Annotated in this window: 16 protein-coding genes; 3 read left to right on the top strand and 13 right to left on the bottom strand. The window is 53.1% G+C overall.

Annotation, left to right across the window (positions count from 1 at the left end):
- Positions 1–171: 171 nt before the first annotated feature.
- The 12 genes from B2067_RS10525 to clpB all read right to left on the bottom strand — a co-directional run bounded on the left by B2067_RS10525 (position 172) and on the right by clpB (position 10,736).
- Positions 172–966, bottom strand: a complete 795-nt coding sequence (locus tag B2067_RS10525; protein WP_301388414.1) for a YbgF trimerization domain-containing protein — start codon at positions 964–966, stop codon at positions 172–174.
- On the bottom strand, positions 966–1,529 hold the full coding sequence (gene pal, locus B2067_RS10520) for a peptidoglycan-associated lipoprotein Pal (protein WP_297532085.1): 564 nt from the start codon (positions 1,527–1,529) through the stop codon (positions 966–968). Before pal ends, B2067_RS10525 begins: the two co-directional genes overlap by 1 nt.
- A gap of 35 nt (positions 1,530–1,564) precedes the next feature.
- Positions 1,565–2,845: a Tol-Pal system beta propeller repeat protein TolB gene (gene tolB / locus B2067_RS10515; protein ID WP_301388411.1), complete on the bottom strand. Its 1,281-nt coding sequence runs from the start codon at positions 2,843–2,845 to the stop codon at positions 1,565–1,567.
- Complete coding sequence (gene tolA, locus B2067_RS10510; protein WP_301388410.1) at positions 2,839–3,786, bottom strand: cell envelope integrity protein TolA; 948 nt, start codon at positions 3,784–3,786, stop codon at positions 2,839–2,841. The genes tolB and tolA overlap by 7 nt, the downstream gene beginning before the upstream one ends.
- A gap of 1 nt (position 3,787) precedes the next feature.
- A complete protein-coding gene (tolR, locus tag B2067_RS10505) occupies positions 3,788–4,237 on the bottom strand; it encodes a protein TolR (protein WP_068434582.1) in 450 nt (149 codons plus the stop codon).
- Positions 4,237–4,944, bottom strand: coding sequence for a protein TolQ (tolQ, locus tag B2067_RS10500; protein WP_301388409.1), 708 nt, complete (start codon positions 4,942–4,944; stop codon positions 4,237–4,239). The genes tolR and tolQ overlap by 1 nt, the downstream gene beginning before the upstream one ends.
- A gap of 10 nt (positions 4,945–4,954) precedes the next feature.
- The gene (ybgC, locus tag B2067_RS10495) at positions 4,955–5,377 is read right to left on the bottom strand and encodes a tol-pal system-associated acyl-CoA thioesterase (RefSeq protein ID WP_301388407.1); all 423 of its coding nucleotides are present in this window, start codon (positions 5,375–5,377) and stop codon (positions 4,955–4,957) included.
- A complete protein-coding gene (gene ruvB / locus B2067_RS10490; protein WP_301388405.1) occupies positions 5,367–6,398 on the bottom strand; it encodes a Holliday junction branch migration DNA helicase RuvB in 1,032 nt (343 codons plus the stop codon). Before ruvB ends, ybgC begins: the two co-directional genes overlap by 11 nt.
- Complete coding sequence (gene ruvA, locus B2067_RS10485) at positions 6,395–7,006, bottom strand: Holliday junction branch migration protein RuvA (RefSeq protein WP_301388403.1); 612 nt, start codon at positions 7,004–7,006, stop codon at positions 6,395–6,397. Before ruvA ends, ruvB begins: the two co-directional genes overlap by 4 nt.
- A gap of 70 nt (positions 7,007–7,076) precedes the next feature.
- Positions 7,077–7,595, bottom strand: a complete 519-nt coding sequence (gene ruvC / locus B2067_RS10480) for a crossover junction endodeoxyribonuclease RuvC (protein WP_068434567.1) — start codon at positions 7,593–7,595, stop codon at positions 7,077–7,079.
- 9 nt (positions 7,596–7,604) lie between these two features.
- Positions 7,605–8,000, bottom strand: a complete 396-nt coding sequence (locus tag B2067_RS10475) for a protease complex subunit PrcB family protein (RefSeq protein WP_301388401.1) — start codon at positions 7,998–8,000, stop codon at positions 7,605–7,607.
- 138 nt (positions 8,001–8,138) lie between these two features.
- A complete protein-coding gene (gene clpB, locus B2067_RS10470) occupies positions 8,139–10,736 on the bottom strand; it encodes an ATP-dependent chaperone ClpB (RefSeq protein WP_301388399.1) in 2,598 nt (865 codons plus the stop codon).
- A 404-nt stretch (positions 10,737–11,140) separates the two neighbouring features.
- On the opposite strand from clpB, the gene B2067_RS10465 reads away from it, so the two are divergent.
- Positions 11,141–11,995, top strand: a complete 855-nt coding sequence (locus B2067_RS10465) for a DMT family transporter (protein WP_301388398.1) — start codon at positions 11,141–11,143, stop codon at positions 11,993–11,995.
- Between the two features lie 144 nt (positions 11,996–12,139).
- On the top strand, positions 12,140–13,036 hold the full coding sequence (locus B2067_RS10460; protein ID WP_301388397.1) for a LysR family transcriptional regulator: 897 nt from the start codon (positions 12,140–12,142) through the stop codon (positions 13,034–13,036).
- 2 nt (positions 13,037–13,038) lie between these two features.
- Here the strand turns inward: B2067_RS10460 and B2067_RS10455 are convergent, their stop codons facing one another.
- The gene (locus B2067_RS10455; protein WP_076516072.1) at positions 13,039–13,485 is read right to left on the bottom strand and encodes an acyl-CoA thioesterase; all 447 of its coding nucleotides are present in this window, start codon (positions 13,483–13,485) and stop codon (positions 13,039–13,041) included.
- A gap of 213 nt (positions 13,486–13,698) precedes the next feature.
- On the opposite strand from B2067_RS10455, the gene B2067_RS10450 reads away from it, so the two are divergent.
- Positions 13,699–14,850 (top strand): PDZ domain-containing protein (locus B2067_RS10450; protein WP_301388396.1); only part of this gene is annotated, 1,152 nt, incomplete at its 3' end.

Here is a 14,850-nt window from a genome sequence, read left to right as displayed (position 1 = left end):
CTCTACCAACTGAGCTAACGACCCGAAGGAGCCGCGTATATTACTGATATTTTCGCGGCTGACAACCCTTTTTCTGAAAAAAGTTTCAGATTCAGTAACTTAGACCCTGAAAGCCCGCGCTACTGAACCTGAGCACCTTTGAATGATGCAGTCATGCAGCGCGTGAGTGCATTATTCAGAAGTGCCTTGCATTTTCTTCAGGTAGGCCTGTGCCAGAGAAACGGTACTGTCGCTCTTGCCAGCGTACTGGCTGATGACTTCCTGCAACAGCGCCTTGCTCTCTGCCTTCTTACCTGATTTATCAAGCACGACGGCGAGCTTGTATGAAGCATCCGCGGCTTTCGAGTGACCACTGTGATCCTCTTTCACGGTTCGGAAGCGCGCTTCCGCAACGTCGAGCTTACCTTCAACCATGCTGACTTCGCCTGACCAGTAAATTGCATTTACTGCGAGTGCATCGCCGGCGTAGTTTTCAGCAAAGCTATCGAAGGCCTTACGTGCTTCAGCAAACTTTTTATCCCGGACAAGCTGCATCGCTGACTTATAGGCCTCTCCTGCAGGAGGGAGTGCCTCGCCATCATTGTTATCAGCTTCTGCCTGAGTCACTTCCTGGCTGTTAACCGCTGGCGGTGCCAGAGTTAACGCAGAGATTCGACTATCAAGGTCGAGGTAGCGATCTTGCTGCGACGCTTCCATTCGCCTGACTTTGGCCTGCTGCTCTTCGAGCTGGCCACGCAAGGAGGCAATTTCCGTCTTCATCTGCTCCACCTGGAGCATCAGTTCAGTAAGAAGGTCTCCACCAGGATTGGCGGATGGGGCAAGGATCGGGGATTGATCGGGAGTAACGACGGGTTCAGAACTGGCCGGGGCAACCACCTGGGTTGACCCGACCGATACCCAGCCGTCATCTGAAAGCGCGCTGACAGACGAGGCTGCCAGCGCCAGAGTAACGACAAGCCGCTTCATTAACGGCTCTGGTATTTAACTTCTACGCGACGGTTCTTAGCGTATGCAGAGCTGGTGCTACCAGTAACTGCTGGCTTCTCTTCACCAAAGCTAACAACTTTGACCTGGCTTGAAGAAGCACCTTTCGCCATCAGGAACTGACGAACAGCGATTGCACGACGCTCACCCAGAGCCAGGTTGTATTCAGGAGTACCGCGCTCATCAGCGTGACCTTCCAGAACAATACGTGCGCTTGAGTTTGATGCCAGGTACGCAGCGTGTGCACTCAGAGCGGCTTTGCCAGACTCTTTGATGCTTGACTGGTCAAAGTCAAAGTAGAAAACAGTGATGTCCAGCAGAGCCTGCTGAGCCGCTTTTTCAGCGTCTGACATCATTTGTTCACCCTGCAGTGACGCAGACTCAACACCAGTAGTAGCGCTATCAGCTGCTTCGTTTGCCTGCTGTTCGGTAGCAGTCGTTGCAGCGCCTGCACCCTCTTCCAGGTCACCATTGTTGGCACATGCAGTTACCAGAAGTGCGCCGAAGGCGATACCCAGTGCTTTGTACAGTGCTGTTTTTTGCATAGTTGCTTCTTCCCAATTGTGGTTAGTAGTTCAGATTAATTCAGTATCGGAGACCAGGCCGGTTCGCGTACGTCTCCGAATCTGGATGGCAGCCGGAATTTTACTTCCCCATCCACCGATACTGCCGCCAGAATACTTCGTTCTTTCTCAGTTGCCGCATAAATTACCATACTTCCGTTGGGGGCAACACTAGGCGATTCGTCCAAATTCGTGTCCCGGGTCAGTATTCTTACCCGGCCACTTTCCATGTCCTGAGAAGCGATATGAAACTGGTCTCCGTTACCGTGTACGTAGACCATTTTGCGGCCATCTGCGGTCATTCTCGCTCTGGCATTGTACCGGCCTTCAAAGGTGACCCGCTCTACCGAGCCATCGATAGTGTCCAGTTTGTAAATCTGCGGCCCACCAGCCCGGCTGGAGGTGAACAGAATATGGCGATTATCGGTCATCCACTGCGGTTCAGTATCAATGCCATAGTGTTTGGTAATTCTTTCCGCCTTACGGGTGTTCAGATCCATCACGTAAATATCCGGGTTACCCAACCTTGAGTGTACAAAGGCCAATTTGGTTCCATCGGATGAGAAAGATGGCGCACTATTTGATCCATCCCATGCTACGACTTTTTCACGTTTCCCGGTTGACAGTTCCTGGAAAAAGATTTCGCTCTGTCCATTTTCAAATGAAACGTACGCTACTTTTTTGCCGTCAGGAGACCAGGTCGGCGACAGGATAGGCTCGTCTGAACGGAAGATAAGCTGCTCCCGGGCACCGTCTGCGTCGGCAAAGTTCAGGTTAAAACGTGAACGCTCCCGGTTAGTGGTGACGTAAACCATCTTGGTCGAAAATACCCCCGGGATACCAGTCAGCTGCCCAAAAATATGATCGCTGATGTAATGCGCAAGATCCCGCAGCTGCGTCGCCTTCCCTTTAACACGGTGATGAATCAGAGTTCGCTGCTGATGAACGTCCAGCACCTGAAATTCGACAGCGTATCCACCTTCTGCGGAACTTATCTGGCCAACTACCAGATAATCCTGTTTCAGCCGCTGCCAGTCGACGTAATTTACGTCTTGTGGCGTGTGCGGCGTCGCCAGCATAAGAGAGCGATCCAGCGTGCGGAAATACCCCGAGCTTCCGAGGTCATTATTAACTATGCCGCTGATGTCTTCTGGCAGTTCCAGTGCTCCGTTCCATTCGAAAGGCACAACAGAAATCGGCAAAGCGCTCTGTCTGCCCTGCGTTACTTCAATCACTAATTCTGCGTGTGCGACCTGGCCTAATACCAGCGCCAGTACAAATAATACTCGTGTTACCAAGAGGCATTCTCCGGTCTGAATTTCATGGTTAAGCGTCGGAAGTTTTTCTCAAACACCCGAATATCGTCAGGCACAGGAAGCGGCGATGCTTTCAGAATCGCCTGCTCTACCGAACGGTCCAGTGCATCATTGCCACTGCTACGCGTTACGGTGGCGGAAATAACTTCACCGGTGGGCACCATAACAAGACGTACTTCAACTTCCAGTTCGGCACTGACATTCGGTGGATAGTTCCAGACGGACGCTACTTGTGCGCGAATAAGATCCTGATACTCCGCCGTCATCTGGGCCGCTTTTTCTGCCGCTTCGGCAGCGCGCGCAGCCTCTTCCTGTCGGCGTATTTCCGCCTCTGCCTGCTCAAGTGCCATTTGTTCCATCAATGCTTGTTCAGCTGCAGCCTGCTCCCGCGCCGCTTTTTCGGCAGCGGCTTTTTCTGCCGCCGCCTTTTCGCGTGCTGCTTTTTCTTTAGCCGCCTTTTCGCGTGCTGCTTTTTCTTTAGCCGCCTTCTCTTTGGCCGCTTTTTCTCTTGCTAATTCTTCCGCTGCGGCTTTTTCTTTAGCTGCCTTCTCTTCAGCAGCTTTCTGGCGCGCTCTTCGTTCGGCTTCGGCTTTCTCTTTTGCAGCCTTGTCGGCCGCAGCTTTATCTCGAGCGGCTTTTTCTTTTGCTGCTTTTTCGCGGGCAGCCTTCTCTCGCGCTGCTTTCTCGCGCGCGAGTTTTTGCTGCCGCAGACGTTCAGCTTCACGCTGGCGCTGCAGATCTCGCTCTTTTGCCGCCTTGTTCTCTTCCTGAACAACTTTCGCAATCATGTGCGGTGGAACAGGCTCAGACATCACCGGCTTATCACGTTGCCACTCGCTCACCAGCAGGAGAACGGCGACCAGGTGAATGACTACGGCACCTACAACTGGCAGGGTATAACTGCCGGGCTCGCGCCAATTCATATCAGGGGCGAGCCTCCGGATCTGGCGCTTCGGTGACGAGGCCGACGTTGGTAATTCCTGCCCCCTGAAGGTTCCCCATCAGCAGCACCACCTTACCGTAAGGCACAGACTCATCACCGCGAATCATGTAGCGAGTGTCCGGCTGAGCTTTCAGTAACTTTCCTGCGTAATCGGTCACGCCAGTCAGAGACATTGGCTCTGGCTCTTCTTCCCCACGCTCAACGTAATAAAGACCATCTGAACTGACAGAGATCATCAGCGTGGTGTCGTCCGGATCAATTTCGGTGGGTGTGGAGTCAACGTCAGGCAGGTTCACGGGCACAGATTGCACCAACATGGGCGCAGTCACCATGAAAATAATGAGAAGAACCAGCATCACGTCGATGTAGGGAACAACGTTGATCTCCGCCATTGGGCGGCGTTTCGTCATTTGCTGCTGAAGCGGTTCCATCAGAGAGCCTCCGCTCCGGCACGCTGACTCTGACTTACCTTGTGTGCCTGGCGATACAGCAGAGCACTGAATTCATCGGCAAAAGTGACGAGAGCCGTCTGGAACTTCTCGGTTTTAACGACGTAACGGTTATAGAAAATTACCGCAGGAATCGCCGCCAGCAGACCCATAGCCGTAGCGACCAGAGCTTCAGAAATCCCCGGTGCTACCGTTGCAATCGTTGCTTGCTTCACACTGACTAAGCCCTGGAAGGAGTGCATAATGCCCCATACCGTACCGAACAGACCGACGTACGGGCTGGTCGAGCCAATGGTTGCCAGCATTGGCAGATGATTTTCCAGCTCTTCGGTTTCCCGGGTAATCGCGATGCGCATGGCACGCTGAACACCCGCCATCATGGCTTCAGGATCCCCCGGGCTTTGTTGACGCATTTTTCCGAATTCTTTCAGGCCGGCCATAAAGACTTTTTCGGCAGACGAATTTTCTGGCTGCTGCTGGCACTCACGATAAAGATCGTTGAGATCAATGCCTGACCAGAACCGCTCTTCAAACTGACGCATAGATTGCTCAGTGGCAGAGATCAGGCGACCGCGTTGAATAATAATGACCCAACTTAATACTGACGCTGCCACCAGCATCAGCATCACCAGCTGTACTACAAAACTCGCATTTAAAATAAGATGCGTAATTGAAACCGACTCGTTCACTTTGGCTCCGTTAGGTTTTCATCAGGGCAACGATATCAGCAGGTATTGCTGCAGGCCGCCCTTCGTTGTTAATACACGCGACACGCACCTGCGCATCGACTAAAAGTTCTTCGGTTCGTTCTTCCGTTTTTTCCGCTGATTCAGACCGCCGGATCACCGTCTGGTTCAACGTCATCCCGACTTTCGTTATTTCAGCTAACTCTGTTGTCGCGACTATCTGGTCATCTAATACGGCTGCTTTGCGATATCGGATGTTGAGATCCCGAACAACAAAACGGACTCCCGCCTGCATGAGAGCTTGCTGCTCGAAACCGAATGAGCGCAGCCATTCACTGCGGGCACGCTCCATATAGCGCAGGTAATTGGCGTAAAACACGATACCACCGGCGTCCGTATCTTCGATATAGACTCTCAGCGGCCATTCAAACGCCATCGTTATCCGACCCGAAACGTGCCGGCAGCTCAATCCCGAAATGGAGATAAGCGAGCTTTGTCGCCGTTCGCCCACGAGGCGTACGGGTGATGTAGCCCTGCTGCATCAGGTATGGCTCAAGCACATCTTCGATGGTATCCCGCTCTTCACCAATAGACGCGGCAAGGCTTTCGACCCCGGCCGGACCTCCGTCGTATTTTTCCATTAACGTCAGCAGCAGACGGCGATCCATGTGATCAAAACCCTGCGCATCAACGTTCAGCATGTTCAGGGCGAGGTCTGCGACGTCTTTGGTCACACGTCCGTCCGCTTTGACCTGAGCGTAGTCACGCACACGACGCAACAAACGGTTCGCAATACGTGGAGTGCCACGCGCCCGACGGGCGACTTCCTGCGCGCCTTCTTCTTCGACCTCCAGCTCCATCAGACGCCCAGAGCGGCTGACGATGCTCGACAGGTCATGAATATTATAAAACTCCAGGCGCTGCACAATACCGAAACGATCTCTCAATGGTGAGGTCAGCAAACCTGCTCTTGTAGTCGCACCGACCAAGGTGAACGGCGGCAATTCAATCTTCATTGATCGTGCGGCCGGACCCTCACCCACCATGATATCAAGCTGATAATCTTCCATAGCGGGATAGAGTACTTCTTCTACCGCCGGACTCATGCGATGAATTTCATCGATAAAGAGCACATCGCCCTCTTCGAGGCTTGTCAGAATCGCAGCCAGATCGCCTGCTCGCTCAAGTACCGGTCCGGATGTCGACTTGATCTGAACACCCATCTCTTCGGCGATAATATTGGCGAGGGTCGTTTTACCCAGACCCGGCGGGCCAAATACCAGGGTATGATCCAGCGCTTCACCACGTCCTTTGGCCGCCCCGATGAAAATCTCCATCTGCTCCCGCACATGCGGCTGACCAATGTAGTCATCCAGCATACGGGGCCGGATAGCGCGATCCTGCTTTTCTTCACCAAGGTGCGGCGTCGGTGCGATAAAGCGATCAGTTTCTATCATTTGCCACCCATGGTGTTACGCAGAGCAATACGGATCATTTCTTCAGGGGTGCTGCACTGATCCGCCACTTTCATCAACATTTTTGACGCTTCCTGCGGCTTGTAGCCGAGGGCAACCAACGCACCTTCCGCTTCAGCGAACGCTTGATCCTGAGTATTTTTCTCCGCCTGATCGGCAGCTGCCCAGAGAGGTGCCGGAGCCTGCCATTCTTTCAGACGGTCACGCATTTCAACAATCAGGCGCTCGGCAGTCTTTTTACCCACGCCGGGCAAACGCGTCAGGGATTTAACATCTTCATTGTGAACACAGTTAGCAAAGGCATTCACATCCATACCAGACAGAATGGCCAGCGCCAGCTTGGGTCCAACACCACTGACCTTAATCAGCGTACGGAATAAAGTACGCTGCCCTTTGTCACTGAAACCGTAGAGCTGATGCGCATCTTCGCGAATGGCGAGGTGGGTATAGAGAGTAATGGGCTCACCAATGGAGCCAAGGACCGCGAATGTGGACAAAGGTGCCTGCACCTCGTATCCGACGCCCTGAACATCAATAAGTAATTCCGGGGCCTGCTTTTCGAGGATGAAGCCTTGCAGTCGACCAATCATGTATGAATTTCGCTTGTGTGCTGTATAAATTAACCGGCATAGACTACCAGCAAAATACAGTGCTGCTCAATCAGGAAGCGCGGCCACGACGATAGGTTTTTAAGCCAGCACGGCTGATCAGGCTGGCGTTGGTGTGCGCATGACAAAGCGCAATGGCAAGTGCGTCGGCGGCATCCGCCTGTGGTAGCCCCGGCAGCTTAAGCAGACGCTGGACCATGTGCTGAACCTGCTCTTTTCCTGCGCCACCGGTTCCGACCACCGCCTGTTTAATAGTGCGAGGAGCATATTCGTGCACAGGCAAGGACGCCAGCTGAGCAGCCAGAATCGCAACGCCGCGAGCCTGGCCGAGCTTGAGCGCTGAGTCAGCATTTTTCCCCATGAATACCTGCTCAATGGCAAATTCCTGAGGGCAATATTGCTGGATCAGCTCGGAGACGCTCTTGTATATGGTTTCAAGCCGCTCAGGCAGCTCGCCGGTGCCTGCGCGAATGCAGCCGCTGGCAATGTATTCGATTTTACGACCGCCAACCGAATTAATCAGACCAAAGCCTGTAATACGCGAACCAGGGTCAATACCTAGAATAATCACAAGTGAGGGTCAGTTCGCTGCGTTCTCAAACACCCATTGCTGACCAGAATCTTTATTCTCGACGGTCAGACGCTGCCAGTCTTCGGGTAGGGTCACACGGGTGCATGGGCTTGTGATCATCTGCGCCAGTATTGCGCCCTCTTTAGGGCCGGAGACCTGATAAGCAATACGAAGGTTGTCGCCTTTCCGGCTTTGCTCATTCAATTGAACGGCATAGCCCGGAGTCGGTTTTTCACCAGCCCCAATGGTGAGTACGTCATCCACCACGGTAACACTTGGAATTGATCCACAATGCAGGTCTGTACTTGCGGCCAGATCGAGTTGCGAAGTAGTACCGGCACAGGCTGACAACACTGCTGCAGACACAACGACCAATAAAGAGGAGAAAAAACGTACGCTCAACATCATGAATCCCTATAAAAAAGCCGATACCCAGTATAGATATCGGCAAGTATACAGGCCGCTCCCTGGCCTGTCAGGGGACACAAAGCACCGGGGTGCTGGTTAGCGTCAGGACTTGTCAGGCTTTTACGACCTCAGCGATCAGCCTTCTCGTGCGGAGAATATAAATTCATCATTCTCTACATCCGCGACAATGGTGCTGCCCGGCATAAAGCGACCCGATAGAATATCCTGTGCTAATGGGTTTTCTATCCAGCGCTGGATCGCACGCTTCAGAGGACGCGCACCAAACACGGGGTCGTACCCTACATCCACCAGCTTGCTAGTAGCAGCATCCGTCAGCTCCAGAGACAGATCGCGCTCGCGTAAGCGTTCATGCAGCATGTGCAACTGAATGTCCGCAATGCCGCGGATCTGATCTTTCTCCAGTGGATGAAACACCACAGCTTCATCGATACGGTTGATGAATTCCGGGCGGAAATGACTGCCCACGACTTCCATCACTGCATCACGCATCGTTTCATAATCGCTGCCGCTATCTGAGGCCATGGTCTGAATAAGATCCGAGCCCAGGTTCGACGTCATCACCAGTACGGTGTTTTTGAAGTCGACACGTCTGCCCTGACCGTCAGTCAGCTGTCCGTCGTCCAGCACCTGAAGCAGGATATTGAAGACGTCCGGGTGCGCCTTCTCGACTTCATCCAGCAGGATGACCGAGTAGGGTTTGCGACGCACGGCTTCGGTCAGGTATCCACCTTCTTCGTAGCCAACATAGCCCGGAGGCGCGCCGATTAAGCGAGCTACCGAGTGCTTCTCCATGTATTCCGACATATCAATACGGATCATGGCGTCACGGCTGTCGAATAGAAAACCGGCCAGCGCTTTACACAGCTCTGTTTTACCTACCCCGGTTGGCCCAAGGAACAGGAACGAGCCGTTCGGGCGATTCGGGTCAGAGAGCCCCGCACGTGAGCGGCGCACTGCATTCGAGACCGCCGAAATCGCCTGATCCTGACCAACCACAGAGTCGTGCAGCACGTTTTCCATGCGCAACAGCTTCTCGCGCTCGCCTTCCAGCATTTTGGTCACGGGCACGCCGGTCCACTTAGAGACCACTTCGGCGATTTCATCCTCAGTCACTTTGTTACGCAGCAGCGTAAACTCCTGCGTGCCTGTGGTTTCGGCTTCATTAGCCGAGGCCACCTGCTTTTCCAGCTCTGGAATGCGCCCGTACTGAAGCTCTGACATTTTCTGCAGATCACCAGAACGGCGCGCGGCGTCCAACTCCAGTTTGGCCTGCTCGAGTTCTTCTTTTGCCTTACTGGCACCTTCGAGCAGAGCTTTCTCTTTCTTCCAGACTTCTTCGAGTTCAACGTACGCCTGACCGGCTTTGTTGATTTCTTCGTTCAGGTCGCTGAGTCGCTTACGAGCGGCATCGTCTTTTTCTTTGCGCAGGGCTTCACGCTCGATTTTCAGTTGAATCAGACGACGTTCAAGACGATCCATTTCCTGAGGCTTGGAGTCGATCTCCATGCGGATGACCGACGCAGCTTCGTCCACCAGATCAATCGCCTTATCAGGCAGACGTCGATCAGCAATATATCGTTGCGACAGCTTGGCTGCGGAGACGATGGCACTGTCGGTAATTTCGACACCGTGATGCACTTCGTAGCGCTCTTTCAGGCCACGCAGAATGGCAATTGAATCCTCAACGCTGGGCTCATCCACCAGCACTTTCTGGAAACGACGCTCTAGCGCAGCATCTTTTTCAATAAACTCGCGATATTCGTCCAGCGTGGTCGCGCCGACACAGTGCAACTCACCGCGTGCCAGAGCCGGTTTGAGCATATTGCCCGCGTCCATGGCACCGTCGCTCTTACCAGCGCCGACCATAGTGTGCAGCTCGTCGATGAAGAGAATGATCTGCCCTTCTTCTTTCGAGACGTCTTTCAGAACAGCCTTTAGTCGCTCTTCAAATTCACCACGGTATTTTGCACCCGCGAGTAACGCGCCCATGTCCAGCGACAGAATGCGCTTATTCTTCAGGTTTTCTGGTACTTCACCATTGATGATGCGCTGCGCCAGCCCTTCGACCACGGCGGTTTTACCCACACCTGGAGGGCCAATCAGCACCGGATTGTTTTTAGTACGACGCTGCAATACCTGAATAGTGCGACGGATCTCCTCGTCACGGCCAATCACAGGATCGAGCTTGCCAGCTTCTGCACGCTCGGTCAGGTCGACACAATATTTGCTCAGCGCCTGTCGGCTGTCTTCTGCGTTCGCGTCGGTCACTTTTTCTCCACCACGCATATCTTTGATTGCTTTCTCAGCGTTTTCGCGAGTAACGCCCGCTTCTTTTAAAGCCTGACCTGAAGGGCCACGCTCATCCAGCGCCACCAGTAGAAAAATCTCGCTGGAGACAAACTGATCGCCGCCCTTCTGGGCTTCTTTATCGGCGAGATTCAGTAAGCGGCCCAGTTCGGGAGCCAGCTGCACATTGCCATCCGGCGAGCTCACTTTGGGCTGATCACTGAGGATGGCACGTAAGCGCCCTTCGAGGTTACTGACGTTCGCTCCACAACGACGCAAAACGTCTTTTACCGAACTGTCGGTCTGCTCGAACAACGCCAGGAGCACGTGCACTGTGTCAATCTGATTATGATCCTGACCAAGCGCGATGCTCTGACTCTCAGCCAGGGCGTTCTGAAGACTTGTTGTTAAACGGTCCATACGCATCGTTTCGTTCTCCTGCTCATGGTTAGCGCGCTCCCGGTGAGGGCTGGCGAGCTAACCGAGTTTTGATTTCGGTTTAAATCTCTGGGCAACTATTTATTGAGCCATTCAGCTATTCAGCTATTCAGCTCTTTGGCTATCTATGTCGCTGCCTGTTTAAGTGTCTGGTCTGGAGTCTATATGGCGGTTAATTAATAAATTTCAACAACTACAAATATAACTTTAGTAAAATTCACTTTTAATTCATTGATACAGCTCAAGCTTACTCCGAAGACCATTCAATTCATCAGACAGCTCGATTCATGCGTATAATCCGACGCCTCTGACGGCGCGCTGTAGCGTCTACCACTCTCTATATAGTGTCAGTCGGGCTTAGCTCAAGGGCACGGCTTACTGTTCTGGATGTTATGACCTCAAACTTGCGACAAGCGGCTTTATTTCTGATCGGCGGAGAGGCTCTGCTGGCCATCATGGGTGCGTTGATTAAGTACCTCTCAGAAAGCCTGTCGACAGAACAGATCGTGTTCTTCCGCAACGCGGCTGGCCTGATCATTCTGATGCCTTTGATTCTGCGGCAAGGCACCACCTTACTGAAGACTTCAGTCTGGCACTGGCACCTGATGCGCGGGCTGGTCGGCGTCAGCGCTATGTACTGTTATTTCTGGGCGCTCGGACACATGCCCCTGACTGAAGCGTTTCTGGTGAAACTCTCCAGCCCCTTCTTTATGCCACTCATCGGCTTATTGTGGCTTGGCGAGCGCGCAGGTAAGTACAGCATAGCCGCGGTTTTTGTCGGCTTTGCCGGTGTTGCCTGCATTCTCAGGCCCGACGACAGCACATTTACCTTTATTGCGCTGGTCGCACTGCTCGGTGCTTTTCTCGCTGCTCTGGCCAAAGTCACGATTCGACGCATGTCTGAAACGGAATCCAGCCAGACGATCGTTTTCTACTTTGGCGTCATTGCGGCCCTCGTCAGTGCCCCCGGGGCGGCCGTGACCTGGCAACCTGTGTCAGCGGATCTCTGGGGCTGGATACTTCTTCTCGGCCTTGTGGCCACGCTCGGCCAATTGGCCCTGACCCGAGCCTACCGCACGGCGCCCACAGGTAAGGTGGGGGTTTATGCCTACAGCGCTGTTCTCTATGGCGCGTTGATGGGCTGGCTTATCTGGGATGAGATCCCGATGTGGACGACCTGGCTGGGCGCCTCGTTAATCATTGCCGCGGGCTTCATCAATCTCTATAAGCCATCCAAGAAAGCCTGATCTTCAGTTGGCAGAATCTGGCTTTTATTATTTCCTTTTGTTTAACTATAAGTGGATTTTTTCAATCACTCCCTACTTTAAGGAAAAGCCAGACCGCTTTTCATTGGGGAAAGAGTTCAGCCAGACAACCAGAAAGGACAGCCCATGTCGCGCGTCGATCCGTTACAAACCTTTGTCTCGGTGGTCAGAGCCCGAAACTTTTCCAGTGCGGCAGAATCCCTTGGCGTAACCCCTTCGGCCGTCAGTAAGCAGATCAGCGCTCTGGAAGAACGCCTTGGCGTCCGCCTGCTAAACCGGACTACCCGCTCGGTCAGCCCGACGGAGGCCGGCCAGATGTTCTACCAGCATTGCGAGAACATTCTCGATTCCATCACCGAAGCCGAAAAGCTGGTAACGGACTTCGACGATACGCCCAAAGGCCGGCTACGCATTACCGCGATGTCGAACTTCGGGCGCAAGGAGCTGGCTCGTATATTCAGCGATTTTTCTGATAAGTACCCGGATGTGAGCTTTGACCTTCACATATCGGACCGACCACTGGATATCGTGAAAGAAGGGTATGATTTTGCGCTGCGCATCGGCTCACTGGAAGATTCCCGCCTGATCGCTAAGCCAGTGGCTGAGCAACGCATCGTTATCTGCGCCTCTCCGGCTTACCTCGAAAGGTGGGGAACGCCGACCACGTTAGAAGAAGTGATAAGTCATCGCATTCTGGTGGTGGCAAACGCCGAGTACGCGCGGATCAACTGGCTACGCCAGTTCGAGAAAGAAAACAACTTCACCCTGGCCAACATCGAACGCAAACTCACCGTGAACGACATTGACCTGATCTACGAGGCTTGCCTGGCTGGCATGGGGATTACTGCCCTACCGACCTACGTGGCAGAGCGTCATATCCGCAATGGTGAATTAGTCCGTCTGTTCAGCGACATGGAAATTCCGGTGCGCACTATAAAGGTAGTGTTCCCCCAGAATCGCTATCTGGCGAACAAAAGTCGCGCTTTCCTGGACTTCCTTACTGCCTACTTTAACAACGGGTAATACTATTCAGTGACGGGAGTGACGTCAGGAGCACAGCGCTCATAAAAGACCGGGGGAACCCGGCTGATGCGACGCTCATCAAAGTCAAAGAAAACGATGCCCGTCTTTGCCTTGGCCACAACTTTGTTCTGGCTCTCATTGACCACCAGATAGACAAAATCACAGCCATATTTGTTGAAATCAGTGATCCCGACCTTGAAAGTCAGACGATCAGCCACAAATGATTCAGATACGAAGCTCACAACAATGTCAGTCACCATCAGGCCAACGCCGCCGATGTTGAACTCACTGAAGTCATGATCGTGAAGATACCGCAGACGTGCCTCGTGCAATAACGAAATCATCCGGTCATTCCCAAGGTGATTACCGTAATTAATGTCTGAGACGCGAACCGTCAGGTGTGTAGAAAAGGTAAAAACGTCGGGCAATTCAAGATTAACGCGTGCCACTGATGGCTCCTGTTGTCTTATATGAGTTACAAATTCGGCGTGAACCCGACGCTTCTTCACAAAACAACGGGGATTTACGTTGGTATCAGGCTCTCTGTTAGGGTCTACTATTAAGTATTAACGCATGTCCGGGCCTGACTGGACGAACGGCGCGCATGGTAGCGGCGCTGACTCATAAAGACAATCGCAGGAAACAAAGGATCAGGTAAAGCTATGATGCATACCGGCAAACGCCTTCTTCTCTCAGCCATCGCTGTCGTACTCACCCTATCGGGAATCAGTACGTATGCGACGATTCCTGAGATAAAACCCGGCACCCCGTTTACGCCACTGGAGCCAACGCGGGAAGAAGCGATCACAACGCAGCAGATCATGAGCAACCTGCTGCGCGGGCATTACGAGCGTAAGCGCCTGAATAACGATCTTTCGTCGGAAGTCCTGAACACGCTGCTGGATGACCTCGATGGCACCCACAGCTATTTCCTGGCGTCTGATATCGAAGAGTTTGAGCAATTCCGTAATCACCTCGACGAAGCCCTCAGCCGCGGTGATATGAAGCCTGCGTTCTATATCTACAATCGTTTTCAACAGCGTGTCAGTGAACGCTTGTCTTTTATGCTGACAGAGCTTGAGAGCAAAGCGAAAGGTTACGACTTCAAGAGCAAAGAAGTTCTGGAGCTGGATCGCGAAGAGACTCCATGGGCATCTACCAAGGCAGAACTCAACCAGCTCTGGCGTAAGCGCCTGAAGAACTCAATGCTGAACCTGCGCCTGGCAGGCAAAGAGGATAAAGACATCCTCGAGCTGCTGACCAAGCGCTATCAGAACCAGCTCAATCGAGTGCATCAAAGCCGACCGGTTGACGCCTATCAGACCTTCATGAACGCGGTTACCCGTACCTTTGATCCACACACTCAGTATTTCTCGCCGCGTAACTCTGAAAACTTCAACATCAATATGAGTCTGTCGCTGCAAGGCATAGGCGCAGTTCTGCAGACAGAAGACGAGCACACCAAAGTGGTTCGCCTGGTACCGGGTGGCCCAGCCTCCAAAGCAGGCAACCTTGAACCGGAAGACAAGATCATCGGCGTTGCTCAGGGCGATGAGGAAATGGTCGATGTGATCGGTTGGCGCCTTGATGAAGTCGTGGACCTGATCCGTGGGCCGAAAAGCTCGACAGTCCGCCTTGAGATCCTCAGTGGTGCCGTCGCCACAGCAGAGCCGAAAACGATTTCGATCCTCCGTGACGAGGTAAAACTGGAAGAACAGTCTGCGCAGAAAGAAGTGATCGAGATCCAGGACGGAAAAGAAACCCGCCGCATCGGTGTTATCGACATTCCGACCTTCTACATCGACTTCGAAGGC

Origin of the sequence: Thalassolituus sp. UBA2590, assembly GCF_002339775.1 — a bacterium.
Classification (GTDB): domain Bacteria; phylum Pseudomonadota; class Gammaproteobacteria; order Pseudomonadales; family Oceanobacteraceae; genus Thalassolituus.
Note: the sequence above shows the minus strand (reverse complement) of the source record. Positions and strands in the feature narration are given on the sequence as shown.

Bases quoted from the DNA above. Each gene is read 5' to 3' on its own strand.
- B2067_RS10525 (WP_301388414.1), bottom strand. From the start codon at position 966: ATGAAGCGGCTTGTCGTTACTCTGGCGCTGGCAGCCTCGTCTGTCAGC.
- pal (WP_297532085.1), bottom strand. From the start codon at position 1,529: ATGCAAAAAACAGCACTGTACAAAGCACTGGGTATCGCCTTCGGCGCA.
- tolA (WP_301388410.1), bottom strand. From the start codon at position 3,786: ATGAATTGGCGCGAGCCCGGCAGTTATACCCTGCCAGTTGTAGGTGCC.
- tolR (WP_068434582.1), bottom strand. From the start codon at position 4,237: ATGGAACCGCTTCAGCAGCAAATGACGAAACGCCGCCCAATGGCGGAG.
- ybgC (WP_301388407.1), bottom strand. From the start codon at position 5,377: ATGGCGTTTGAATGGCCGCTGAGAGTCTATATCGAAGATACGGACGCC.
- ruvB (WP_301388405.1), bottom strand. From the start codon at position 6,398: ATGATAGAAACTGATCGCTTTATCGCACCGACGCCGCACCTTGGTGAA.
- ruvA (WP_301388403.1), bottom strand. From the start codon at position 7,006: ATGATTGGTCGACTGCAAGGCTTCATCCTCGAAAAGCAGGCCCCGGAA.
- B2067_RS10475 (WP_301388401.1), bottom strand. From the start codon at position 8,000: ATGTTGAGCGTACGTTTTTTCTCCTCTTTATTGGTCGTTGTGTCTGCA.
- clpB (WP_301388399.1), bottom strand. From the start codon at position 10,736: ATGCGTATGGACCGTTTAACAACAAGTCTTCAGAACGCCCTGGCTGAG.
- B2067_RS10465 (WP_301388398.1), top strand. From the start codon at position 11,141: ATGACCTCAAACTTGCGACAAGCGGCTTTATTTCTGATCGGCGGAGAG.
- B2067_RS10460 (WP_301388397.1), top strand. From the start codon at position 12,140: ATGTCGCGCGTCGATCCGTTACAAACCTTTGTCTCGGTGGTCAGAGCC.